This is a genomic window from Mesorhizobium sp. YL-MeA3-2017 (assembly GCF_030814575.1).
GTDB classification, from domain to species: domain Bacteria; phylum Pseudomonadota; class Alphaproteobacteria; order Rhizobiales; family Rhizobiaceae; genus Mesorhizobium; species Mesorhizobium terrae.
On sequence record NZ_JAUSVH010000001.1, the window covers coordinates 2,271,012 to 2,292,552 of the forward strand.

The 21,541-nt window shown below is 61.0% G+C and carries 24 protein-coding genes; 7 read left to right on the forward strand and 17 right to left on the reverse strand.

The genetic code is table 11. The features are described 5' to 3' along the window. Nucleotides 1-4: 4 nt before the first annotated feature. Together QFZ88_RS10645 and QFZ88_RS10650 are read left to right on the forward strand one after the other, a co-directional pair. Complete coding sequence (locus QFZ88_RS10645) at nucleotides 5-934, forward strand: electron transfer flavoprotein subunit alpha/FixB family protein (RefSeq protein WP_024922687.1); 930 nt, start codon at nucleotides 5-7, stop codon at nucleotides 932-934. A gap of 111 nt (nucleotides 935-1,045) precedes the next feature. Next, a complete protein-coding gene (locus QFZ88_RS10650) occupies nucleotides 1,046-1,927 on the forward strand; it encodes a 3-hydroxybutyryl-CoA dehydrogenase (RefSeq protein WP_024922688.1) in 882 nt (293 codons plus the stop codon). A gap of 25 nt (nucleotides 1,928-1,952) precedes the next feature. On the opposite strand, the gene QFZ88_RS10655 is transcribed toward QFZ88_RS10650, so the two are convergent. The 10 genes from QFZ88_RS10655 to QFZ88_RS10700 form a co-directional block, all read right to left on the reverse strand. Then, nucleotides 1,953-4,211: a diguanylate cyclase domain-containing protein gene (locus QFZ88_RS10655; RefSeq protein ID WP_051515420.1), complete on the reverse strand. Its 2,259-nt coding sequence runs from the start codon at nucleotides 4,209-4,211 to the stop codon at nucleotides 1,953-1,955. 157 nt (nucleotides 4,212-4,368) lie between these two features. Continuing rightward, nucleotides 4,369-5,007, reverse strand: a complete 639-nt coding sequence (locus QFZ88_RS10660) for an NrsF family protein (protein WP_024922690.1) — start codon at nucleotides 5,005-5,007, stop codon at nucleotides 4,369-4,371. Between the two features lies 1 nt (nucleotide 5,008). Further along, entirely contained in the window at nucleotides 5,009-5,545 is a 537-nt protein-coding gene (locus QFZ88_RS10665; RefSeq protein ID WP_024922691.1) for a sigma-70 family RNA polymerase sigma factor, read from the reverse strand. Nucleotides 5,546-5,650: 105 nt separating this feature from the next. Further along, complete coding sequence (locus QFZ88_RS10670) at nucleotides 5,651-5,950, reverse strand: GNAT family N-acetyltransferase (protein ID WP_024922692.1); 300 nt, start codon at nucleotides 5,948-5,950, stop codon at nucleotides 5,651-5,653. Between the two features lie 3 nt (nucleotides 5,951-5,953). Continuing rightward, nucleotides 5,954-6,577, reverse strand: a complete 624-nt coding sequence (locus QFZ88_RS10675; RefSeq protein WP_024922693.1) for an alpha/beta hydrolase — start codon at nucleotides 6,575-6,577, stop codon at nucleotides 5,954-5,956. Nucleotides 6,578-6,647: 70 nt separating this feature from the next. Then, entirely contained in the window at nucleotides 6,648-7,580 is a 933-nt protein-coding gene (locus QFZ88_RS10680; protein WP_024922694.1) for a VOC family protein, read from the reverse strand. Nucleotides 7,581-7,729: 149 nt separating this feature from the next. Further along, the gene (locus QFZ88_RS10685; RefSeq protein WP_244437873.1) at nucleotides 7,730-8,122 is read right to left on the reverse strand and encodes a hypothetical protein; all 393 of its coding nucleotides are present in this window, start codon (nucleotides 8,120-8,122) and stop codon (nucleotides 7,730-7,732) included. A 111-nt stretch (nucleotides 8,123-8,233) separates the two neighbouring features. Continuing rightward, nucleotides 8,234-8,560: a DUF883 family protein gene (locus QFZ88_RS10690; RefSeq protein WP_024922696.1), complete on the reverse strand. Its 327-nt coding sequence runs from the start codon at nucleotides 8,558-8,560 to the stop codon at nucleotides 8,234-8,236. A 115-nt stretch (nucleotides 8,561-8,675) separates the two neighbouring features. After that, complete coding sequence (locus tag QFZ88_RS10695) at nucleotides 8,676-9,227, reverse strand: RNA polymerase sigma factor (protein ID WP_024922697.1); 552 nt, start codon at nucleotides 9,225-9,227, stop codon at nucleotides 8,676-8,678. 3 nt (nucleotides 9,228-9,230) lie between these two features. Continuing rightward, on the reverse strand, nucleotides 9,231-9,422 hold the full coding sequence (locus QFZ88_RS10700) for a NepR family anti-sigma factor (protein ID WP_024922698.1): 192 nt from the start codon (nucleotides 9,420-9,422) through the stop codon (nucleotides 9,231-9,233). A 206-nt stretch (nucleotides 9,423-9,628) separates the two neighbouring features. Here QFZ88_RS10700 and QFZ88_RS10705 point away from each other — a divergent pair, with 206 nt between their 5' ends. The 4 genes from QFZ88_RS10705 to QFZ88_RS10720 all read left to right on the forward strand — a co-directional run bounded on the left by QFZ88_RS10705 (nucleotide 9,629) and on the right by QFZ88_RS10720 (nucleotide 12,538). Further along, on the forward strand, nucleotides 9,629-10,423 hold the full coding sequence (locus tag QFZ88_RS10705) for a response regulator (RefSeq protein WP_024922699.1): 795 nt from the start codon (nucleotides 9,629-9,631) through the stop codon (nucleotides 10,421-10,423). A gap of 90 nt (nucleotides 10,424-10,513) precedes the next feature. Next, nucleotides 10,514-10,678, forward strand: a complete 165-nt coding sequence (locus QFZ88_RS10710; RefSeq protein WP_024922700.1) for a DUF1328 domain-containing protein — start codon at nucleotides 10,514-10,516, stop codon at nucleotides 10,676-10,678. 121 nt (nucleotides 10,679-10,799) lie between these two features. Continuing rightward, nucleotides 10,800-11,846 (forward strand): sensor histidine kinase, encoded by a 1,047-nt coding sequence (locus QFZ88_RS10715; RefSeq protein WP_024922701.1) that lies wholly within the window; start codon nucleotides 10,800-10,802, stop codon nucleotides 11,844-11,846. 443 nt (nucleotides 11,847-12,289) lie between these two features. After that, the gene (locus QFZ88_RS10720; RefSeq protein ID WP_024922702.1) at nucleotides 12,290-12,538 is read left to right on the forward strand and encodes a YMGG-like glycine zipper-containing protein; all 249 of its coding nucleotides are present in this window, start codon (nucleotides 12,290-12,292) and stop codon (nucleotides 12,536-12,538) included. A gap of 73 nt (nucleotides 12,539-12,611) precedes the next feature. Here QFZ88_RS10720 and QFZ88_RS10725 read toward each other — a convergent pair whose 3' ends face one another. The 4 genes from QFZ88_RS10725 to xylF all read right to left on the reverse strand — a co-directional run bounded on the left by QFZ88_RS10725 (nucleotide 12,612) and on the right by xylF (nucleotide 17,655). Further along, the gene (locus tag QFZ88_RS10725; protein ID WP_179654207.1) at nucleotides 12,612-14,237 is read right to left on the reverse strand and encodes a CHASE domain-containing protein; all 1,626 of its coding nucleotides are present in this window, start codon (nucleotides 14,235-14,237) and stop codon (nucleotides 12,612-12,614) included. A gap of 120 nt (nucleotides 14,238-14,357) precedes the next feature. After that, on the reverse strand, nucleotides 14,358-15,146 hold the full coding sequence (locus QFZ88_RS10730; RefSeq protein ID WP_024922704.1) for an ATP-binding cassette domain-containing protein: 789 nt from the start codon (nucleotides 15,144-15,146) through the stop codon (nucleotides 14,358-14,360). 15 nt (nucleotides 15,147-15,161) lie between these two features. After that, nucleotides 15,162-16,478: a sugar ABC transporter permease gene (locus tag QFZ88_RS10735; protein WP_024922705.1), complete on the reverse strand. Its 1,317-nt coding sequence runs from the start codon at nucleotides 16,476-16,478 to the stop codon at nucleotides 15,162-15,164. 136 nt (nucleotides 16,479-16,614) lie between these two features. After that, a complete protein-coding gene (xylF, locus tag QFZ88_RS10740; RefSeq protein WP_024922706.1) occupies nucleotides 16,615-17,655 on the reverse strand; it encodes a D-xylose ABC transporter substrate-binding protein in 1,041 nt (346 codons plus the stop codon). A 342-nt stretch (nucleotides 17,656-17,997) separates the two neighbouring features. Between xylF and QFZ88_RS10745 the strand changes: the two genes are divergently transcribed. Continuing rightward, entirely contained in the window at nucleotides 17,998-19,248 is a 1,251-nt protein-coding gene (locus QFZ88_RS10745) for an ROK family protein (RefSeq protein WP_024922707.1), read from the forward strand. A 2-nt stretch (nucleotides 19,249-19,250) separates the two neighbouring features. Here QFZ88_RS10745 and phoB read toward each other — a convergent pair whose 3' ends face one another. Genes phoB through pstB form a run of 3 tightly spaced genes read right to left on the reverse strand, consistent with a single transcriptional unit; the run spans nucleotide 19,251 to nucleotide 21,529 of the window. Continuing rightward, a complete protein-coding gene (phoB, locus tag QFZ88_RS10750) occupies nucleotides 19,251-19,940 on the reverse strand; it encodes a phosphate regulon transcriptional regulator PhoB (protein WP_036254589.1) in 690 nt (229 codons plus the stop codon). An 18-nt stretch (nucleotides 19,941-19,958) separates the two neighbouring features. Then, nucleotides 19,959-20,666 (reverse strand): phosphate signaling complex protein PhoU, encoded by a 708-nt coding sequence (phoU, locus tag QFZ88_RS10755; RefSeq protein ID WP_024922709.1) that lies wholly within the window; start codon nucleotides 20,664-20,666, stop codon nucleotides 19,959-19,961. 38 nt (nucleotides 20,667-20,704) lie between these two features. Continuing rightward, nucleotides 20,705-21,529 carry a phosphate ABC transporter ATP-binding protein PstB gene (gene pstB, locus QFZ88_RS10760; RefSeq protein WP_024922710.1) on the reverse strand — a complete coding sequence of 275 codons (825 nt, stop codon included), beginning with the start codon at nucleotides 21,527-21,529 and terminating at the stop codon, nucleotides 20,705-20,707. Nucleotides 21,530-21,541: the final 12 nt, after the last annotated feature.

Genomic DNA, 21,541 nt, shown 5'->3' on the forward strand with positions numbered 1-21,541 from the left:
GACAGTGGCAATTCTCCTCATCGCCGAACACGATAACGCATCGCTCTCCGACCAGACGGCCAAGGCGCTGTCGGCGGCTCTCAAGATCGGCTCCGACGTCGACGTTCTGGTTGCCGGCAAGGGTGCCAAGGCCGCCGCGGACGCAGCTGCCAAGCTGAAGGGCGTGCGCAAGGTTCTCCTGGCCGAAGCCGAAGAACTGACCGAGCGCCTCGCGGAGCCTACGGCGGCCCTCGTCGTTTCGCTGGCCGGCAACTACGACACCATCGTCGCTGCAGCCACCTCGACCGGCAAGAACATCGCGCCGCGCGTTGCAGCCCTGCTCGACGTCGCCCAGGTTTCCGAGATCATCGAAGTGGTGTCGTCCGATACCTTCAAGCGTCCGATCTATGCCGGCAATGCCATTCAGACGGTACAGGCCGCCGGCGCCAAGAAGGTGATCACCGTGCGCACCGCGTCCTTCCAGGCCGCTGCCGAAGGCGGCTCAGCGTCGGTCGAGACCGTTGCAGCTGCAGCCAATCCCGGCCTGTCCTCCTTCGTCGAGAACAAGCTGTCGGAAAGCGACCGCCCGGAGCTGACTTCCGCCAAGATCATCATCTCGGGTGGTCGTGCGCTGGGTTCAGCCGAGAAGTTCCAGGAAGTCATCCTTCCCGTCGCAGACAAGCTCGGCGCCGCCGTCGGAGCCTCGCGCGCCGCAGTGGACGCTGGCTACGCCCCCAACGACTGGCAGGTTGGCCAGACCGGCAAGGTGGTGGCCCCCGATCTCTACATCGCTTGCGGCATCTCCGGCGCCATCCAGCACCTTGCCGGCATGAAGGATAGCAAGGTCATCGTCGCCATCAACAAGGACGAGGAAGCTCCGATCTTCCAAGTTGCCGACTACGGTATCGTCGGCGATCTCTTCCAGGTGTTGCCGGAACTCGAAAAGGCGCTTTGACGCCCCTTCTCGTTCGGTATTAATTATAATGGCCGGGGTAGACGAAACCTACCCCGGCCATTTAGTTTGCGTTGCACAAAATCAAGAACAAGCCTCTGGCGGGATCAAGGAATGACCGGCAAGATCGAGACGATCGGCATCATCGGCGCGGGCCAGATGGGGGGCGGCATTGCCCACGTCTCCGCGTTGGCAGGCTACAACGTCCTGCTCTACGACGTCTCTGTCGACCGCATCGAAAAGGGCATCGCCACGATCAGCGGCAACATGGCACGCCAGGTCGCTTCCGGGAAACTGGACGAAAAGGAACGCAAGGGCGCAGTCTCGCGGATCGGTTCCGCCGCCAACATGGCCGATCTCGCCGCCGCCGACCTCGTCATTGAGGCAGCGACCGAGGACGAGACGGTCAAGCGCAAGATCTACGCGCAGCTCTGCCCGCAGCTCAACCCGACTGCAGTGCTCGCCACCAACACGTCCTCGATTTCAATCACGCGTCTGGCAGCCCAGACCGATCGCCCGGAGCGTTTCATCGGCATTCATTTCATGAATCCGGTGCCGGTGATGAAACTGGTCGAACTGGTGCGCGGCATCGCCACCGGGGACCAGACATTCGAGTTGGCCAAGGCCTATGTGAAGCAGCTCGACAAGACGATTACCGTCTCCGAGGATTTCCCGGCCTTCATCGTCAACCGTATCCTGCTGCCGATGATCAACGAGGCGATCTACACGCTCTATGAGGGTGTCGGTACCGTGGAAGCCATCGACACGGCGATGAAGCTCGGCGCCAATCATCCGATGGGCCCGCTGCAGCTTGCAGATTTCATCGGTCTCGATACCTGCCTGTCGATCATGCAGGTGCTGCATGACGGCCTGTCGGACTCCAAATATCGCCCCTGCCCGTTGCTGGTGAAATATGTCGAGGCTGGCTGGCTCGGCCGCAAGGCCGGGCGCGGCTTCTATGATTATCGCGGCGAACATCCGGTGCCGACGCGCTGACTTAAGTCAGCCATTACCCACTATTTCAGGTTCCGGTCGCCACGCGTGTCATCGGCGTGGCGACACCGTTCCCCGACAAGCCGGGCAGTGCCACGAAAGCGCAGTTGCGGCCTGCGGCCTTGGCCGCATAACAGGCCGCATCGGCCTTCGCGATGATCTCGTTGGCCTCGCCGCATTCGGCGCATATCTGGGTCAGTCCGATGCTCGAACTGACGCGGTGCATCTGGCCATCCCAGATGAATTCCAGGGCGCTGACGGCTTCGAGGATTGCTATAGCGGCGGCCTCGCCGACCCCGTGCGATGCCGACATCAGCACCACGGCGAATTCGTCGCCCCCCAGCCGCGCGACAATATCGGCGGGCGCCAATGCCCCCTTGATCGCGGAGGCCACCTTGCGCAACAGCGCATCCCCCGCCGCGTGCCCGCTGGTGTCGTTGACCGGCTTGAAATGGTCGAGATCGATGAACATCAGTTGGTAGCGCGAGGCATCCCTCCTCGACTTGGCGACAAGGTCCTCGACCGTCCGGATGAAACTCGGGCGGTTGGCGAGCCCAGTCAGCGCATCATGCGTCGCCGCGTGGGCAAGTTGGCGCTGCAGCGTTCGCGCATCCGTGAAATCCTGGAAGACGATGACCGAGCCGCCAAACTCGTTGTTCTCGTTCAGGATCGGCGACACGACCTGGCGGATACTGAAACGCGTGCCATCGCTGCGAACGAGAACGGCCCGGCTGTTCTGCTCGGCCCGTTCCAGCCTGTTGTCGGCCAGATGCGGCTCGTCCAGCCGGCGCCCGCTCTCCTCGTCCACCGCGCGGTAGACGAAACCGAGTGGTTTGCCGAGCGCCGCAATGCTGGTTGCCCCGGTCAGCTTCTCCGCGACCGGGTTCATGAATGTGATCCTGTTCTCGGCATCGGTACCAATCACCGCGTCGCCGATCGACTGCAGCATCACGCGCAGCCGTTCCTTCTCGTCGGCGAGAAGCGTCGCCGAAACCAACAGCCGTTCTTCAGCTTCCTTGCGTTCGGTGATGTCTGTCATCGAGCCGATTGCGCGTGCCACGCGTCCGTCGGGTTCGCGTGCGACCGCCTTGCCGCGATCGAGCATCCATATCCAGCGGCCGCTTTTGTGGCGCATGCGGAACTCGACTTCGTAGACAGGCACCTTACCCTGCATGTGGTCCAGATCCGCCGCGATGACACGGTCGAGATCGTCGGGATGAACATGCTTCAGCCACAGCTCCGGATCGTTGCCGAGCTCGCTCTCCTCGTAACCCAGAAGGTTCTTCCAGATCGTGGAATATTGCACCTTGTTGTTGCGTATGTCGGCGTCCCAGACGCCTTGCCCCGCGCTGACCAGCGCAAAATTCCAGCGCGTCTCCAACTCCGCCAGCCGCGCATGATCCTCGCGCATCTGCTCGATGGACAATCCCACGAGGAAAGGCGTGGAGACGATGATCGCAACCGAAACCTGGAACCCGTCGCTCAAGACCTCGATGCCGCTATGCAGGCCCGGCATCAGACCCGTCATGGCGATCGCGACGCAGGCCACACCCGTCAGGAAACACACGAGAGCGAGCTCAAGCGAAGCCAACCGTGGTGCAAACACCATCAGCGGCAGCATCGTCAGCGCGAAGGGAAAGCGGCTATAGGTCAACGCAAGGTAGGCCAAGCCAACACAACTCGCGGCAACGAGCATCAAACGCAGCAGCGCCCGTGGCTCGGCCAGCAAGACGAGTGCCGGCTTTGAACCATAAAGCAGCAGCGGCAGGACTAGTGCATAACCCAGAGCATTGCTCGACAGAAACGTCCAGGCCGTCTTGAAGATTGGCCAGCCATGCGCCGCGTAGGTAAACGAGGCAAAGATCAGCCCTGTCACGCTATCTGCGACCACGCCGGTCAGAAACAGGATGAGCGCGAAAGTTCGGACCGATGGCCTGGCCTTCACTGGCAGGCCGCCGGCAAATTTGTCGACGAGCAGCAACGCGAGTGCCGTTTGGCCTAGATTGAAGACCACGTACAGCAGTCCCGATGTGAGACTGGAGCCAAACTGCAAATTGGAGACGAGGGTCGCAACTGCAAGCGCGGCATAGTCCAAGATGCCGGTCCGCCGCTCGCGTCGAACCAGCATGACGAACGCAACCGCCGATGCCAACCAAACTGCCGCAACACCGTCGCCGACCCGCGACAGCAGGATCGAGGCGGCCGATGCTAACCAGAAACCAAAGCCCAACGCGATGGCGGACAGATATTTGTCTAGGCCACGTCTTTCGCGGTGTTGAAACGTCACAGCGTTATACGTCCAACTCGAAGCATCCCTTCATCGACAATCTTGCAGTAACTCATTTAAGGAATGATTGTACAGAGGGCGCGTCCACCATCCAGGGCTGGAAGTTCCGGGACATGATTAACAAGCAGTATCAATCAGATACGGCTAAATTAGCCAATCACCAACGTAGGTAGAATCGGCCGATCAAAGAGCCCAACCCCGACAGCGCGGCAATAGCCAAAGTATACCAGGTTGCGACAAAAAGCGGAGAGTCGTCGGTGCAATGCGCCGCGTAGAAAGTGGCCGCAAGACCGCCAGCAAGGATCCCCGCGACAGCGCCCGTCAGAACCGGCCGGGTCGGCGCCGCATGCTTCAGCGCAGCGATGAAAACGGCCAGTGGTCCCAAGCCAATCAGTGGAATGAAGGTAAGGCAAATTGCCCAGTTGGTGCCGATCAGCCGTCGGCCCCAATCGCCAGACGGCACCAGGAACAATTCGACCGCGATCGCCGCAGCCATCAACAACGGCGCCGCCAGCAGCCATCGCGTGACCCGGCCGGTGGCGATCCCGGGCATGGAAAGTGCTCGCAATGCCAGGAAGGCCGACACAGCCAAGGTAGCCGTGAAAACAAACTTGAACAGGAAACGCATGGTTTGCGCGGCGAGCATGAAGTCCGGGCGCGGACCGATTGTGGCGAAGAACACCGCAGCCGCGACAGGTACGGCAATCATAAGCGCCACGCGCCAGACCGAGTGGGACGGCATCGCCGTCATTTTGGAGTCTGCGTTGAGCGCTTTTATGAGTTCGTTCGTCTTCATGTCAGGTCCGCCCGAACCGCTTGGCAATGGCCGAGAGGCCGCGATGCAAGGCGACGCGCACCGCAGTTTCGCTCATGCCAAGCTTCGTTGCGGTTTCTCCGATCGAATTGCCGTCGACCGAGATTGACGAAACGACGGAGCGCTGCCCGGCTGACAGGCCGTCCAACGCGCGGCTGATGTCGCGCTCGCTGACCGTATCCTGTTCCGGCTCGGCCAGCATCTCGGCAAAATCCTCGATCGCCACCTCGATATGTCGGCCGCGACGGCGGAACGCATCGACCAGCTTGTAGCGAGCAATGGCATAAATCCACGGCAGGATGGGCGCGTCCTGGCGCCACGTATGCCGCTTGAGATGAATGGCCAGCAAGGTCTCTTGCACGACGTCCTCGGGATCAACTCCGCCCTGCACGATCTTGCGTCGGGCAAAGCCGCGAACGATGGCGGCCGCCCTCTGCAGGAATTCGGCATAGGCGTTCTCGTTTCCTGCGGTTGCCGCCCGCATCAGCCGGGCAAGCTCGGTTTCATCCTTACCGCCCACAGGCTCCGCCCCTATTATTCGCGCTGGTCGCTGGATTTGTTACGTTCAGGCAATTGCAGACCCAAGCAAAAAATCGTCAGACACGAAATACTGCACTGCACGATTTCAGCTTGCCAACACGTCATGCCATTCCGCATGCCGCCGAAACTGAGCGGCAGCGAAGGGGCAAAGCGGAATGATCTTCTTGCCTGATGCCCTGGCGTCCTCGACGGCGCGTGTGACCAGCCTCAGGCCAGCGCCCTGTCCACGAAATGCATCCGGCACCTCGGTGTGGTCTATAATGAATTTATGCTCGCCGATCCGGGTGAAAGTCATCTCAGCTTCCGCCCCATTTGGGCCGCGCAGGAAATAGCGCCCCTTTGAACCGCGGTCCTCCAGCTCGATTTCGGGCAATTGTTCGGCCATCACTTAAGCTCCTTTCGCCGGTTCAAGGGACAGGAACCGTTTCGCCGCTTCGATTTCATTCGGCCGCACCTCGTGACCGCCTTCATGCCACTCCACTGTGGCATCGGCACCGGCCGCGCGCAAATAGGCATCGAGCCGATTGGTGAGATTCGGCGGGCAAATCGGATCGCGCCGACCAGCCGTGATGAGGATACGGCTCCCGGTCAGATCGCCCGAAACCTTCGGCTCGAACGGGATCAGCGGATGCATGAGCACAACGCCGTTGAACAGCTTGGGTTGTGTGAAGACCACCGACGCCAGGATATTGGCGCCATTGGAATAGCCCAGCCCAAAAATTACCGATGGCTTTGTCGCTTCGATTTGCTCTTCAATGAAGCCGGCCATCTTGGCCGTTGCTCGCGCCAGATCATCCATATCGTAGACGCCTTCGCCGGTGCGTCGGAAGAAACGCGCGGCCCCAAGCTCCGAGACATCGCCGCGCGGCGAAACGATCGTCGCCGTCGGCAGCAGCTCTCGACCGAGCGACAGAAGTTGCTGCTCGTCTCCGCCGGTCCCGTGGAACACGAACAGCATGGGACCACCGGCAGAACCCGGCAATGTCCGGTGAATATAGGGATCGTTCGACATCCCGACCTCCTGATGTGATCAATGAAAGGCCCGTCGCCCTTTCGGAGCGACAGGAAGGTTCATGGCGGCTTCAGTTGTCCAGCGGCTGCAAATGCTTTTCCAGATAGGAACGCAGATGCTGGTGCTGCATTGGCAGTTTCAGCGCTTCGCCAAGATGGGCCGTATCCTCATCCCGGTCGAAGCCCGGCTCGTTGGTCGCCACTTCGAACAACACGCCACCCGGCGTGCGGAAGTATATCGCCCAGAAATAGTCGCGATCGATCACCGGCGTCACCTGATAACCGGTGTCCATCAGCGCCTTGCGCACTTCCAGCTGTTTGGCACGGTTCTCGACCGCGAAGGCGACGTGGTGCACGGAACCCGCGCCCAGACCCGCAAAGGAAGCACCGGGCAAGGACTCGATGTCTACGACATCCGCACCATTGCCATTCTTTACCGCCAACCGGCTGATATTGCCGGAGCGGTCCACTTCCTGGTAGCCCATGAACTTCAGGAGCTCCTCCGTTGCACCGCCGTCCTTCAGGCGCAGCGACACCGAATGGAACCCGCGGATAGCCTCGTCGCCGGGGACACCACCCTTCAGCCAGGGTGCACGGTTGTCGGCCTTGTCCTCGACCAGCGCAAACCCGTCGCCGTCGGGACCAAAGAATTTGAGCCGTTTCTCGCCAAACTTTTCCTCGCGTCCTTCCACGGTCACGCCATGTTCCGAAAAGTGCTTTTCCCAGAAGGGAAGCGTGCCCTCCGGCACCGAGAAAGCCGTGGTGCCGACTTCGCCAACGCCGTGCCTGCCGGAACCGATGTTCGGGAACGGGAAATAGGTCATTACGGAACCCGGCGTACCGAATTCGTCGGCGTAGTAGAGATGATAAACATCGGGCGCGTCGAAGTTTACGGTCTGCTTGACCCTGCGCAGGCCAAGCTTGTGGGTGAAGAAATCGTTGTTCTGGCGCGCATCCGCCGCCATTGAGGTGACGTGATGCAGGCCCTTGATCTGGGTGAGCATGGTCTTGCCTTTCTCTCCGCTGCGGCCCCAGCCGCTGTCCTCGCCAATATGAGCATATGACCCATGGCGGCAAAGACAGTGGAGACAGGATAGACTGTGCTCTAAATGAGAACGATGAGAATGCCTCTGTTCACCAAGAGCGCACGACGTTATCCGCGACGGTCCGCGTCACTCGATGGCTCCTGGTCACCATTTTTTTCTGCATCGCCCGGAAAATTCTCCCGATAGAGCGCATAGGCAAAAAGAGCGGCGAGCGGCCCAAGCAAGGCACCCGTGCCTTCCCGGCTTCGGAGCAGCCCTGGGAGAGCAGCGATGCCGGCGGCAATGCCGAGCGCCGCGAGATTCGTCCGGCGCTTCTCCGCCCGTCGACGAGAACGGCTCTTGGCGGTCAGTCGATATGAGATGACGGTCAGACCCGCAACGGCAAGAAAACCGCCACCGAAGCCCAAAGACGCCTCGATGGCTCCGAACCGTTTGGCGGCCCAAAGATAGGCGGCGGCCAGAAGAAAGCAGAAACCGAACAGCGCCGCGACAAGCGCCACCCCATAGACGATCGCTGCGCCCCGGACCTGCTTGGCTATGGCGCTGGCCTCACCGGTAACCAGGCCAGCCAGAAGCGAGGTGAGAGATCCCACGCGGCGCGACCCTACCGCTCAGCGCCGCGACAGCAGCGCGAACAGGAAGCCAATGCCGACCGCGACAGCGAGCGCCGTCATGGGCTTCTCGCGAACGCTGGCAACCACCTGCGCTTCGATATCGCGCGCGTTGCCGCTCAAACTCTCCATCGCGGCTTCACCCTTCTGGCGCAACTGCTCGACACCTTCAGCGGCGGCGCGCTTCGCTGCGCCGATGTGCTGCTCGCCCGCCTCTGCCAGTTGCCTGGTCAGCTTTTCGATATCGGCTTGCAGTCGACGGATATCGGCTTCGAGTTCGGTCGTGGATTTGGGTGTCTCGGCAGTCTTGTTTACAGGCTTGGCCATACTGCACTCCTCATGGTCGCCACACCGCCTGGCCTTTACTCAACCCTTGGGCGAGAGATGGGTTCCATTGAAGGGATTTTCGCTGTTTTCGTCCAGCGGCAAATAGGCAATGCCTTCAAGCTGCCGAGGTCGATCCCGTAACCTGGGCGGAAATCGCATCCGGCCCGAAATCGTCTTCGCCGGAAATCTTCAGAATTTCCTGCAGCCGCACCCGGGCACGGCTGACCCGGCTCTTGATGGTTCCGACGGCGCAACCGCAGATTTCGGCCGCCTCTTCATAGGAAAAGCCAGACGCGCCGATCAGAATGATCGCTTCGCGCTGATCCTCCGGCAACTGCTCCAGCGCGGTGCGAAAATCCTTGAGGTCGAGTTGTCCGTGCTGGGCAGGATGAACGGCAAGCCGCGCGGTCATAATGCCGTCGCTGTCTTGCACTTCCCGGCCACGCTTGCGCATCTGCGAATAAAATTCGTTGCGCAGGATCGTGAATAGCCAGGCTTTCAGATTGGTGCCGAGTTGAAAACTGTCCTGCTTGTCCCAGGCCTTGACCAGCGTCTCCTGTACCAGATCGTCGGCCCGGTCGGCATTCTGGGTCAGCGATACGGCAAAGGCGCGCAGGCTCGGAATGGCGCCGAGCAGATCGGTCCGGAAACCCTCGGATGCGGACATTCGTCAGTCCTTCTTGCGCCCTGGTTCGACTTGATCCAACTGCGCGAGCAATTGGGCGAAGCGATCCGGCACTTCGTCCGAAACGAGTTCGTCGTAATATTGCTTGAGTTTGCGGCCGATTTCCGAATTGGCGCCAAGCGGGTCGACAATGCCGACCTGGCGTTCAGGGACGCCAGTCTTTTTAGTGTCCTTCATTCGCCTTTTATCCAGTCCCCCGGGCTGTTTCCGGCCTAGTCCAGTCGACGACATCCTCCCTGTCGTCTAGCTGGCCCGTAACGTCTCCCCCATGACAATGGTTCCACCGCAGTGGAACTTTTTCATTGCAACGACGTTCGTTGGCCAAGTTATATGTTCTTCTAACCTGTACTTTATCGATACGCCATCCGAGGGAGCCATACGTCATGGGTTTATCAGCCGCCATCGCCCCGCACCTGCCTTACCTGCGCAGGTTCGCGCGGGCCGTCTCCGGCTCCCAGGAAAGCGGTGACGCCATGGTAGCGGCAATGCTGGAAGCCATCATCGCCGATACCTCCATCTTCCCCGAGGCTTCTTCGGATCGCATAGCGCTCTACAGGATTTTCGCGAAGCTGTTCACCTCTGTGGTTATCCGCGTCCCTCAAGGCGACGCGACCACCAGTTGGGAACAGCATGCCGCCGCCAATCTGGAGGCGCTTGCGCCGCTGCCACGCCAAGCCTTCTTGCTGATCGCCGTCGAAGGCTTCAGCGAGGCCGAGGGCGCTGAAATCCTCGGCGTCAGCGAGAGCCGGTTCGCCGATCTTCTGACCGAGGCCAGCAGCGAGATTTCCCGCCAGGTGGCCACCGACGTGCTGATCATCGAGGATGAACCCCTGATCGCCATGGATATCGAGGAGATGGTCGAAAGCCTCGGTCACCGGGTGGTCGGCATTGCCCGCACGCATTCCGAGGCTGTGGCGCTGTTTGCCAAAACGCACCCGAAAATGGTGCTTGCCGACATCCAGCTCGCCGACGGCAGTTCGGGTATCGACGCGGTCAACGAAATCCTGCGGACGACGTCCGTGCCGGTGATCTTCATCACCGCCTTCCCCGAACGGTTGCTGACCGGAGAGCGGCCTGAGCCCACTTTCCTCGTCACCAAGCCCTTCAACCCCGACATGGTCAAGGCTTTGATCAGCCAGGCGCTGTTCTTCGACCGTCAGGCCAGAGCTGCGGCTTGACGAAGGCGGCTCGGATCGTGTTTTTCGCGCAGGAGCGGAACAAACAATGGCGGCAGCACGTTCTGCCGTATCAATCGAAGGAGTCGGTTTATGCTATACTGGGCGCTGGTGTTCTTGGTCGTTGCGATCGTAGCCGGCGCACTTGGTTTCGGCGGCATAGCCGGGGCGTCGGCGGGTCTGGCCAAGATCTTGTTCTTCATCTTCCTGGCTTTCCTCGTCATTTCTCTGCTCGCCGGCATCTTCAAACGAGCATGACACCCCGCGGCACACAGCCTGCCGAATTTGGAAGTCGCCATAAAGCGGTTTTCGATGGAATGACCCGCTGGTCGGGCTGGCGTCTCGGTGTCGACGCTTCAGCGGAAAGACAGGGCGCCAGATGAGCCTGTCCGCCAAGGAAAAGCTGAAGACCACGGTTCCGGATCTGGCCGTTGTGTCGGATGTCGGTCAGGACGACCTGCCGCCTGGCTGCGATGCACAGATCCGGCGAGCCTTCGGTCTGGCGGTCCGGCATACCGGCATCTATGTGGCGTACCACGATCGAACCCTGAACAAGATCTGGACCCGAAACATCCTGGCGCCGCTGGCGCCGAAGAAGAAGGGCGGCGGCCTTCCACCCGCCCAGGCCGAGCGGATCGAAGCCGCGCAGCGGCACGTACTCGGAACCGGAGAATCGCAGCGCATCGAGGTCGGCCTTCCACATGAGGAGGGCGTCCGCTGGTTCGACATCTGGATCGACGCAGACCGGGACGAGAACGGCACCATCCAGGGCGTTGTCTCGACTTGGGTGGAAATCACCGAGCAGAAACGCCGCGAACAGACGTTGAAGACGTTGCTGCGTGAGGTCAGTCATCGCTCCAAGAACCTGCTCGCCATAATTCAAAGCATCGCCAGCCAGACCGGCCGCTACTCGGTCGATATCGGCGACTTCCTGACCCGCTTCCGCGGAAGGCTGCAGTCGCTTGCCTCTTCGCAGGATCTGGTGACGTCATCCAACTGGCGCGGTGCGCGGTTGCGCGAGTTGATCGAGGGCCAGATGGAGCGTTATGGCGCCGATCCGGCACGCGGCCTGAATTTCGATGGCGTCGATCCTTTCCTCAATCCCAACGCTGCTCTTCACATCGGCCTTGCCGTGCACGAATTGACGGTCAATTCGATGAGCTACGGTGCCCTGTCGCAAGCCTATGGCACTGTTGAAGTGAAAGCTGGCTTGGTGGAACCGGGCGAAGGCGCACCAGGGCTGTGGTTGCATTGGAGCGAACGGTACCCCGTCTGCAAGAAACCGCTCGATCAGAAGCGCTTCGGCTCGGTGGCGCTGGAACGCGTGGTGCCCAGCGCCCTCGATGGCATGGCCACCTTCGAAATTTCCGACGACCGTATCGAATATCAACTCGTCGTCCCGGCGGGCAATTTCGCCGCGGATTGAACGCGCACGATCGTGGTTAACGTCATATTCACCATGATTTTCGATACTTTGCCGGCGTCCTTGGGATCCGGGCAGACGCGCAACATGGGGGAATTGGTGCCGTGACCGCCGACATGCAGGGCTTGGAGCGCGCAGCTCGCCTTTCGCTGGGCAATTTCGAAGATCAGCCGAGTTCGGCGGAGAGGAAACCAATCCATCGGCACCGACTTGCGGTTGCGTTGGTTGCTTGCGGGGCGATCCTTCTGGTCCCGCTCGCCATACTGATTGCCAGTTGATATCCTGATGCCGTAGAGCGGATCAGTTCGCCAGCCGCCTCGAAAAAACCTGCCAAAAGGCGGGGCAATCGAGGGGGGCAGACAATATCCATATACCCATGCTAAACAACCGCTTGGAAGTGGATAACACGCGGCGACGCGAGGACTTCAAGCGAGAGGAGTAAATTGATGCGTAAGACTATTTTGGCTCTGGCGGGCGTGCTCGCGCTTAGCGCATGTACCACGACCGAGCAGGACGTGTCGGTGGGTACCGCCGCCGGCGCGCTGATCGGCGGCGCGGTGGGTGGCTGGAAGGGCGCGGCTATTGGCGCTGCTGTCGGCGCCGGCTCGGGTCTGCTGGTTCGCAACCTGCGCAATGGTTATTGCCAGTACCGCAATCCGGACACCGGGCGCATTTACACCCGCCGCTGCAACTGATCTGCACGGCACGAAATCGAAAGAGGCCGGCTTGCCGGCCTCTTTTGTTTTTGACACCTGTCCGCTCGCAACCTCAGTTCGAGTGCGGAATCCGGATTTTCACCTGTAACCCGTCTTCGCGAAACTCGCGCTCGATCGTGCCCCGCAACTCGCGGGTGATGTTCATGTCGATCAGCTTGGTGCCGAAGCCCGTCTTGGCCGGTGCCTCCAGATTGAGCTTGCCAGCCTCGATCCAGTTGAGCGCCAGCATTCTCTCGCGCCCTTGCCCGTCCACGGACCAATCGACCCTAAGCGCGCCGACCGAGCTGCCGGCCTCCCCATATTTCAGGGCATTGGTAGCAAGCTCGTGAAAGGTCAGGCCGAGCGCCTGGGTCGTCGTCTCATCGAGCAACACTTGCGGGCCTGAAAGCAGCCCGTCCGGCAGATCCTTGCCGAAAACCTGACCGAGCTCGATGCGCAGCAGATCGCCCAGATCGGCCTGCTGGCGGCGCGAGCGCGTCAACATATCCTGCGAGGCAGCCATCGATTGCAGCCTGGCGGAAAACGAACTCGAAAACTCCTTCAGATCGGCGGAATGCGCCGCCGTCTGACGGGCGATAGCCAGCACCCGGGCGATGGAGTTCTTGATCCGGTGCCGCATCTCCTGCAGCATCAGATCCTTCTCCATCAGGCTCTTCTCGGTGGTCTCATGCAGCCGTGTGGCCGCGTCGAAGGCACGTTCCTGGTAGCGGGCGATCATTGCGATGGTGCCCGCAAGCAGCAAGCCGAACAGCCCGAGCACCACTGGCACGAAAGGCGAGGATGGCTCGGTGAAGGCGGCAGTCGGCCGCAGCACGACGGCCCATGGCCGGCCGGCCACCTCGATCATGCGCATCGTCTTGAGACCGTAACCGTGTACGGGCGAAATTTCCGAGCGGTACAGCAGATTGCCCAGATCGATGGACTGGTCGTAGACCTCGAGATTGACCGGCAGCTGCGGCGCTTTGCCGAGCGCCACCTCAAACAGATCGCGCGCACGGAAGGCCGCGTAGAGAAACCCCTTCGTTTTCGCGACCGCATCTTGGCCGGCAGGCACGCCGTCCACTCCCAAGCGCGCAAAGATCACGAAACCCGGAACGGCCGACTTCGCCTCGCCCTTCGCATCGGGGAGCGGGTCCAGCATGCGCCGGCCACTTGCATGAAGGGCACCATCCGCCATCGCCTGTTCCATCGCGGCGCGCGACACCGAGTCAATGGCCACGTCGTAGCCGAGATAGCGCTGGCTTTCCCCATCGTGGGGCTCAATCAACGTGATCGGCGCGTGCCATTCCAGCCCGTCGGCCAACGGGAAGGCCGGGTCGATACCGTAATTGCTTCGGATTTCGTCCCTGGCGGCAGCTTCGCCGCCTGGTCTAATCAACTTGAGGTAGCCAAGGCTGAGCAGGCCCGCGAAATTTCCGTCGACATCGAGTGTCTGATAGAATTTGTCGAATTCCGCGCGCGAGACGCCACCGGTGCGAGCACTGAAAAACGCCTCGGTCGCCCGCAACAACGATGTGTGCAGGTCAAGCCGGCTTTCGATGCGTCCGACCGCATCGTCCGCCGCTGCCTCGAATTTTATCCGTGCCGCCTCGCGTGCCGCAAAATAGGCAAAGCCAGCCAGAACAAGGCTGGCCAGGGCGACGGCAACGAATGCTATCGTCGGGAAAAATTTTCTCAATTCCGCAGCTAGCCCGCAAAAGCCCCCGCGAATCTTTTAGCCCACGAAGGCCTCGTCCGAAAGCGGTATGCTTTCTTAGCCTGGTATCGATCACGTGATTGGTAAACGCGGCTGAGCGCGTCAGGCAGCTTCCCTGATTGCACCTGGGCCTGGAATGGCACCGGGCGGACATTTGCCAAGGATGATCATGCCGAGCACCTCGTCCTTGGTGACATCCTTTGTCCGTGCCGTCCCCACAACCTGGCCATTCTTCATCACGCAGACACGATCGGCGAGCTCGAACACGTCCTGGATGTCATGGCTGATCAAAAAGATGCCAAGCCCGTCGGCCTTCAACTGCTTCACCAGTTCGCCGACTTGCGCCGTCTCCTGCGGACCGAGCGCCGCGGTCGGTTCGTCCATGATCAGGATGCGCGCGTTGAACAGGATGGCGCGCGCGATTGCCACCGACTGGCGCTGGCCTCCCGACAGCTTGACGACCGGTTCCTTGAAGCGCTGGAAGCGCGGATTGAGGCGCCCCATCACCTTGCGCGCTTCCGCCTCCATGGCGACGTCGTCAAGCGTGCCGTATTTGGTCATCACCTCGCGGCCCAGGAACAGGTTGGCTGCTGCATCCACATTGTCGGCCAAAGCCAGCGTCTGGTAGATCGTCTCGATCCCATATTTCTTGGCATCGCGTGGATTGGAGATCGTCGCCTCCTCCCCATTGATGAAAATCTGGCCCGCGTCGCGCTTGTAGGCGCCGGACAGGATTTTGATGAAGGTCGACTTGCCGGCGCCATTGTGGCCGAGAAGCGCCACCACCTCGCCCGGATAGAGGTCGCAGGAAGCGCCATCCACGGCGCGGATGCCACCGAAGGCGATCGAGATGTCCTTCATCTCGACGAGAGGGGTGCTGGTCTGTTCCATGATCCTGCCTCCTTCCTAGACGCGCTTGCGATACATGGTGTCGAGCCAAACGGCGACGACCAGCACGAGGCCGACCACGATATTCTGAAGCGGCGTATCCAAACCCAAAAGCACCATGCCGGACTGCAACGACTGCATCAGCAACGCACCCAGCATCGCGCCGACCACGGTGCCCGAGCCGCCAGCCAGCGAGGTGCCACCGATCACGGCGGCCGCGATAACCAGCAGTTCGTCCAGCGTGCCAAGCGAATTGGTCGCCGCATTAAGCCTGGCCGACGAGATCGCCGCGGCGATTGCCGCCAGCACACCCATGATCATGAATACCTTCATCGTAACCCAGCGGGTGTTGATGCCGGCAAGATTGGCTGCCTCCGGATTGCCGCCGATGGCAAAGACGTAGCGACCAAACCGGGTACGGTTGGTGACGAAGGTCATGATGAGCCCGACAGCCACCGCCATCAGCACGGGAATGGCGATGCCATGCGCGATGAACAGGCCGCCTTCGGGTATCGGAATGTTATTGGCCGCAGCGTATTTGCTGACAACGCCGGCAGGCCAGGGGTAAGAATTGGCGACCTTGACCGCGCCAAGAATGGCAACGCAGGTCATCACGCCCAGGAAAATCTCGGCCCAGACAGGCCGCAAAGGAAACTTGAAGCGCTGGCGTTGCACACGGCCGTTGAGAAGCATGGCGATCACGCCCGCACAGGCCACAAGGCCGAGTATCCAGCTCCACGTCGCGCCGATCGAACCGGCCGGGCCACCGCCCATCAATTGAAAGGTCGCGTCGAGCGGCGCAACGGTGCGACCGCTGGTGATCCACCAGGCAGCACCCCGCCAAATCAACAGCCCGCCCAAGGTGACGATGAAAGCAGGCACTTCCAGATAGGCTATGATGAAGCCTTGCAGGGCACCGATAACGAGGCCAAGGACGACGCCTATGGCCAGCGCAACGACCCACAGCCACGGATTGCCAAGCTGCATGCCCATGACCCTGATCAGGAATTCGGCCTGGGCAACGCCCATGATCATGCCGACCACGCCTTCGACAGAGCCCACCGACAGATCGATGTTGCGCATGACGATAACCAACACCATGCCGGTCGCCATGATGGCGACCGACGACGTCTGTACCGAGAGGTTCCACAGATTACGCGGCGTGAGGAACAGACCGCCCGACAGAAGGTGTAGCCCGACCCAGATGACAAGCAGCGCCGCCACCATGCCAAGCATGCGAGTGTCGAGTTCGGTTGCCTTGAGAAAACGCCCAACGGCCGTCAATTCGGCTGCACGGGCGCGATCGACCGGCGCATTCGAGGTCGTATCGGTCATGATATCCTCCCATCCATGCGCCGAGCGGCGGCGATGGAGCGTCAAGTCGCGAAACCGGTCTTCTCGGCTTTGAAACGGAGTTTTTGAGAAAACCGCGGCTCGAGAGCCGCGGTTTCAACCCAAGCGAAGCTCAGCTTCAGTTACAGGCCTTCACCGAGCCTGCCTTGGCGCCCTGGCAGACAACGTCCTTGGAAACCCAGCCGGCGTCAATGACGACGTTGAGATTGTCCTTGGTGATGGCCACCGGCGTCAGGAACAGCGACTTGACGGTATTGCCCGCCGGGGTCGTGAAGTCCTTGGCTCCGGCGATGTCGCCCATCTTCTTGCCGTCGGCGAGTTGCGAGGCGATCTCGGCGGCGTTCTTGCCGAGTTCGCGAGCGTCCTTCCACACGGAAACGGTCTGCGTGCCAAGCGCGATGCGGTTCAAGGCGGCGTGGTCGCCATCCTGGCCGGAAACCGGCACCGAGCCGGCGAGGCCCTGAGCGGCAAGCGCGGCAACGGCACCGCCGGCAGTGCCGTCATTGGCGGCCACGACGGCATCGACCTTGTTGTCGTTGGCGGTCAGAAACTGCTCCATGTTCTTCTGCGCATTGGCGGGCAGCCAACCGTCCGTATAGGCTTCGCCAACGTTCTTGATCTTGCCGGCATCGATCGCAGCCTTCAGCACTTCCATCGAACCCGCGAACAGGAAGTCGGCGTTCGGGTCGGCACTGGAGCCCTTGATGAAGACGTAATGGCCTTCCGGCTTGACGGCGAACACCGCCTTGGCCTGCAAGCGCCCAACTTCCTTGTTGTCGAAGGTCAGGTAGAAGGCGTCCTTATTTTCGATCAATCGGTCGTATCCAACGACGGGAATTCCCTCGTCGACCGCCTTCTGCACCGCCGGGCCAATAGCGGATGCGTCCTGCGCCAGGATGATAAGGGCGTTGGCACCCTGGCCGATCAGGCTTTCCACGTCGGTGAGCTGCTTGCCAGGGTTCGATTGCGCATCGGCAGAGATATATTTGTCGCCGGCTGCCTCGATCGCCTTCTTCATTGCCGCTTCGTCGGTCTTCCAGCGCTCTTCCTGGAAATTGGACCAGGACACGCCGATAACCTTGCCCTTCGCCTCGGCGACGGCCGTAAGCGCGAACGTCATGGCGACACCCGCCAGAATGGCGGTTGTGAACTTTTTCATGGTTTCCTCCCTGCGCCCAATGGCGCGCTGGTATGCGTTGCCCTTGGAGAAGCTTTTTTTCGAGCTTCGAAAAAATAATTGCAGCGGCAGGCTCTTCTGTCAACCGGTTTCAACAATCCAGTTTTATTTATTTCGTGCCTCGAAATAATAGTGACGCGGGAACGGGCTTCTGCCACTATCTGTGGAGGAGGTTGGTGGCAGGACACCAAAATCGAAACGGATTTTGCATTCGCCTGCGCTGCGACCTATGGACAGAATGCACGCTTCCCGATGCCTTGCGGGACTTGTGCGCAAACAGCCTCGAATTCACGAAGGGCTGGCGGAGGAAGGAACGGCAAGGACATGACCGTCGGAATCCGGCACGATGACTTGCGCCGCAGGAACCGCGCGATGGTGATCTCCGCCGTGCGCCGCTCCAAACAGCCTTCACGCACCGAAATCACCACGATAACCGGTCTCAGCCACTCGACCATTTCCGCAATCTCTTCCGACTTGATCGCCGAGGGCGTCCTGATGGAAGGACGCAGTGAATCGACCGCCGCGAAACGTGGCCGCCCGCAGGTCGGGCTGGAACTTGCCGCGGACGCTGCGGCGGTGATCACGGTGATCCTATCGCTCAACCTCTTGACCGCGACGGTCACCGACTATGCCGGGCGCGTTTTGGCCCAGGATGCCCGCAGGCTGGACACCCTGACCCTGCCGCGGGAAGCCCTGATCGAGGAATGTGTCACGATCGTGCGGCAGCGCCTCGAAGACGAAACCACGATTGGGCGACGCGTGCTGCGTATTGCCTTCGCTGTCCAGGGCACTGCCGATTCCCATGCGCGTGCCATGCTTTGGACGCCAATAACGCCTCACGGCAATATTCCGTTCGCAGATATCCTCGAAGAGGCGTTCGGCATTCCTGTCATCGTCGAGAACGACTGCAACATGATGGCCGTTGCGTTGCGCTGGCGCGGTACCGACCGTTATCGTGACGACTTCATCGCCGTCCTGCTCTCGCACGGTATCGGCATGGGTATCGTGCTCAACGGCGAATTGTTCATCGGCACACATTCGTCCGGCGGCGAGTTCGGCCACATGATCCATCGCCCGAAAGGCGCGCTGTGCCGCTGCGGCCGGCACGGCTGCGTCGAGGCCTATGCCGGTAACTATGCGATCTGGCGAAGCGCCAATGGCATCGACGAAAACGCGGAACCGGCTGCCGACATCCCTGATAACGAGATGCAGGCGCTAGCTGATAAGGCACGCATGACAGCAGGCCCCGAACGCGACGCCTATCGATGCGCCGGTGAGGCGCTGGGCTACGGTCTGGGGTCCCTGTTTGCCGTCATCGACCCCGCCCCGGTGACGTTCGTCGGTATCGGCGCGACGGCCTTCGACCTGATCGAGCCGGCACTGCGGGAAGCGATTGCCCAGACCGCCGGCGGCCAGCATTCCGCTTCGATTTCCTTCGACACGGAGCCGAACGAGCAAATGCTGATCCGGGAAGGGTGCGCCATGCGCGCACTGACCTTCATCGACCAGGAAATCTTCGCACTGGGCGGTCCGATGGCAACCATGCCCCCGCCGCCACAAGGCGGCGAAGGCTAGGCTCAGTCCTCGCGGATAGCGTAACCGGATCCGCGGATGGTGCGGATGACATCCGGCATGCGACCGTTGTTGACCGCCTTGCGCAGCCGCCCGACATGCACATCCACCGTGCGTTCGTCGATGTAGATGGTCTCGCCCCACACATTGTCGAGCAACTGGCTGCGCGAGAAAACGCGACCGGGATGGCGCATCATGAATTCCAGCAGGCGGAATTCCGTCGGCCCGAGCCGGATTTCACTCTTCTTGCGGTAAACCCGGTGCGACTCGCGGTCGAGCACGATGTCGCCCACCTTGAGCACCGAGGATAGCACCTCAGGCTTGGCCCGGCGCAGCAACGCCTTCACCCGCGCCATGAACTCCGGCATCGAGAACGGCTTGACCAGATAATCGTCCGCTCCCGTGGAAAGCCCACGCACACGGTCGCTTTCCTCGCCTCGCGCCGTCAGCATGATGATCGGCAGACGTTCGGTTTCGGGGCGCATCCTGAGCCGACGACACAATTCGATACCGGATACGGCCGGAACCATCCAATCGAGCACCAGAAGATCTGGAACATTCTCTTGGAGCCGGATTTCCGCCTCGTCGCCTCTCGCCACCACCTCGACCTGGTAGCCCTCGGATTCCAGATTGTAGCGGAGGAGAACGCCCAACGGCTCCTCGTCCTCCACCACCATGACACGCGGCGCGATCATCTTGCCGTCGTCCTTTTGCTACGCGGCCGGGACGGCTGCGGCCGTCTCGTCGAACTTCGGCCGATTGGGCGGCAACTGCTCGCCCGTCAGCACGTAGTAGGCATTTTCGGCGATATTGGTGACGTGATCGCCGATGCGTTCCAGATTCTTGGCGCAGAACAGCAAATGCGTACACGGCGTGATGTTGCGCGGATCTTCCATCATGTAGGTCAGCAATTCGCGGAAGACGGAAGTGTATTTTACGTCGATCCGTTCATCGTCGGCCCTCAGCTGAGCAAGCCCCTGCGGATCAGCCGCCGCATATTTCTCGATCACCCCGTCGACCTGGACGAGTACGAGCTGCGCCATGGCATCGATGGAATGCGAAAATTCGCGCGGCGTCCCGCTCTGCCCGACCGCGCCAACCCGCTTGGCGATGTTCTTGGCAAGGTCGCCGATGCGTTCGAAATCGCCCGCCATGCGGATGGCGCCGATGACGGCACGAAGGTCCTGCGCCATCGGCTGCCGCTTGGCGATCAGCGTGATCGCACGGTTGTCCAGTTCGCGTTGGCGCGCATCCATGATGGCATCGTCGGACACGACGCGCTGCGCCAATCCATTGTCCGATTTCAGCAACGCCTTGGTCGAGCTCTCGACCATCGATCCCGCAAGGTCGCCCATATCGCGGACAAGCTTGCTGATCTGTCCGAGTTCCTCATCGAACGACGCGACGGTATGTTCACCCATGATCCTGTCCTCGCTTGTCGTCTGCCGCGCTCGTCGGCTCAGCCGAAACGGCCGGTGATGTAATCCTGCGTGCGCTTGTCGTCAGGGTTGGTGAACATCTTGTCGGTAGCCCCCTCCTCGACCAGATAGCCGAGATGGAACATGGCGGTGCGTTGCGACACGCGTGCCGCCTGCTGCATCGAGTGCGTAACGATGACGATCGTGTAGTTCTGCCGCAGTTCGTCGATCAATTCCTCGACCTTGGCGGTTGCGATCGGATCGAGAGCCGAGCAGGGCTCATCCATCAGAATGACTTCCGGCGACACGGCAATTGCACGCGCGATGCACAGGCGCTGCTGCTGACCGCCGGAAAGGCCCGTACCCGGTTCGTGCAGGCGGTCCTTCACCTCATTCCAGATCGCCGCCTTTTGCAGACTGGACTCAACAATCCGATCCATGTCGGCCTTGCTCTTGGCAAGCCCATGGATGCGCGGACCATAGGCGACATTCTCGTAGATCGACTTCGGGAACGGATTGGGCTTCTGGAACACCATGCCGACGCGGGCGCGAAGTTCGACTACGTCGATCTTGGGATCGTAGATGTCTTCCTGGTCCAGCGTGATCTTGCCGCCAACCTTGGCGGAATCGATCGTGTCGTTCATGCGGTTGAGGCAGCGCAGGAAGGTCGACTTGCCGCAACCGGACGGGCCGATGAGCGCCGTCACCTGGTTCTGGCGGATGTCCAGATTGACGTCGAACAGCGCTTGCTTCTCGCCATAGTGCACGGTGACCTTGTCACCACGCATCTTGATCATCTCATTGGTCTGGGCGCTCATCTGGCTGCTCACTGCCTGTTCGAGGGTCTTTTCCGTCATGATATTCATATCAGGCTCCCT

Excerpts from the sequence above, each read along its gene's own strand:
- QFZ88_RS10715 (WP_024922701.1), top strand. The coding sequence starts at position 10,800 with ATGAGCCTGTCCGCCAAGGAAAAGCTGAAGACCACGGTTCCGGATCTG.
- phoU (WP_024922709.1), bottom strand. The coding sequence starts at position 20,666 with ATGGGTGAACATACCGTCGCGTCGTTCGATGAGGAACTCGGACAGATC.
- QFZ88_RS10730 (WP_024922704.1), bottom strand. The coding sequence starts at position 15,146 with ATGGAACAGACCAGCACCCCTCTCGTCGAGATGAAGGACATCTCGATC.
- phoB (WP_036254589.1), bottom strand. The coding sequence starts at position 19,940 with ATGATCGCGCCGCGTGTCATGGTGGTGGAGGACGAGGAGCCGTTGGGC.
- QFZ88_RS10735 (WP_024922705.1), bottom strand. The coding sequence starts at position 16,478 with ATGACCGATACGACCTCGAATGCGCCGGTCGATCGCGCCCGTGCAGCC.
- QFZ88_RS10710 (WP_024922700.1), top strand. The coding sequence starts at position 10,514 with ATGCTATACTGGGCGCTGGTGTTCTTGGTCGTTGCGATCGTAGCCGGC.
- QFZ88_RS10705 (WP_024922699.1), top strand. The coding sequence starts at position 9,629 with ATGGGTTTATCAGCCGCCATCGCCCCGCACCTGCCTTACCTGCGCAGG.
- QFZ88_RS10690 (WP_024922696.1), bottom strand. The coding sequence starts at position 8,560 with ATGGCCAAGCCTGTAAACAAGACTGCCGAGACACCCAAATCCACGACC.
- QFZ88_RS10680 (WP_024922694.1), bottom strand. The coding sequence starts at position 7,580 with ATGCTCACCCAGATCAAGGGCCTGCATCACGTCACCTCAATGGCGGCG.
- QFZ88_RS10675 (WP_024922693.1), bottom strand. The coding sequence starts at position 6,577 with ATGTCGAACGATCCCTATATTCACCGGACATTGCCGGGTTCTGCCGGT.
- QFZ88_RS10695 (WP_024922697.1), bottom strand. The coding sequence starts at position 9,227 with ATGTCCGCATCCGAGGGTTTCCGGACCGATCTGCTCGGCGCCATTCCG.
- QFZ88_RS10720 (WP_024922702.1), top strand. The coding sequence starts at position 12,290 with ATGCGTAAGACTATTTTGGCTCTGGCGGGCGTGCTCGCGCTTAGCGCA.
- QFZ88_RS10650 (WP_024922688.1), top strand. The coding sequence starts at position 1,046 with ATGACCGGCAAGATCGAGACGATCGGCATCATCGGCGCGGGCCAGATG.
- QFZ88_RS10745 (WP_024922707.1), top strand. The coding sequence starts at position 17,998 with ATGACCGTCGGAATCCGGCACGATGACTTGCGCCGCAGGAACCGCGCG.
- QFZ88_RS10670 (WP_024922692.1), bottom strand. The coding sequence starts at position 5,950 with ATGGCCGAACAATTGCCCGAAATCGAGCTGGAGGACCGCGGTTCAAAG.
- QFZ88_RS10660 (WP_024922690.1), bottom strand. The coding sequence starts at position 5,007 with ATGAAGACGAACGAACTCATAAAAGCGCTCAACGCAGACTCCAAAATG.
- QFZ88_RS10700 (WP_024922698.1), bottom strand. The coding sequence starts at position 9,422 with ATGAAGGACACTAAAAAGACTGGCGTCCCTGAACGCCAGGTCGGCATT.
- xylF (WP_024922706.1), bottom strand. The coding sequence starts at position 17,655 with ATGAAAAAGTTCACAACCGCCATTCTGGCGGGTGTCGCCATGACGTTC.
- pstB (WP_024922710.1), bottom strand. The coding sequence starts at position 21,529 with ATGAATATCATGACGGAAAAGACCCTCGAACAGGCAGTGAGCAGCCAG.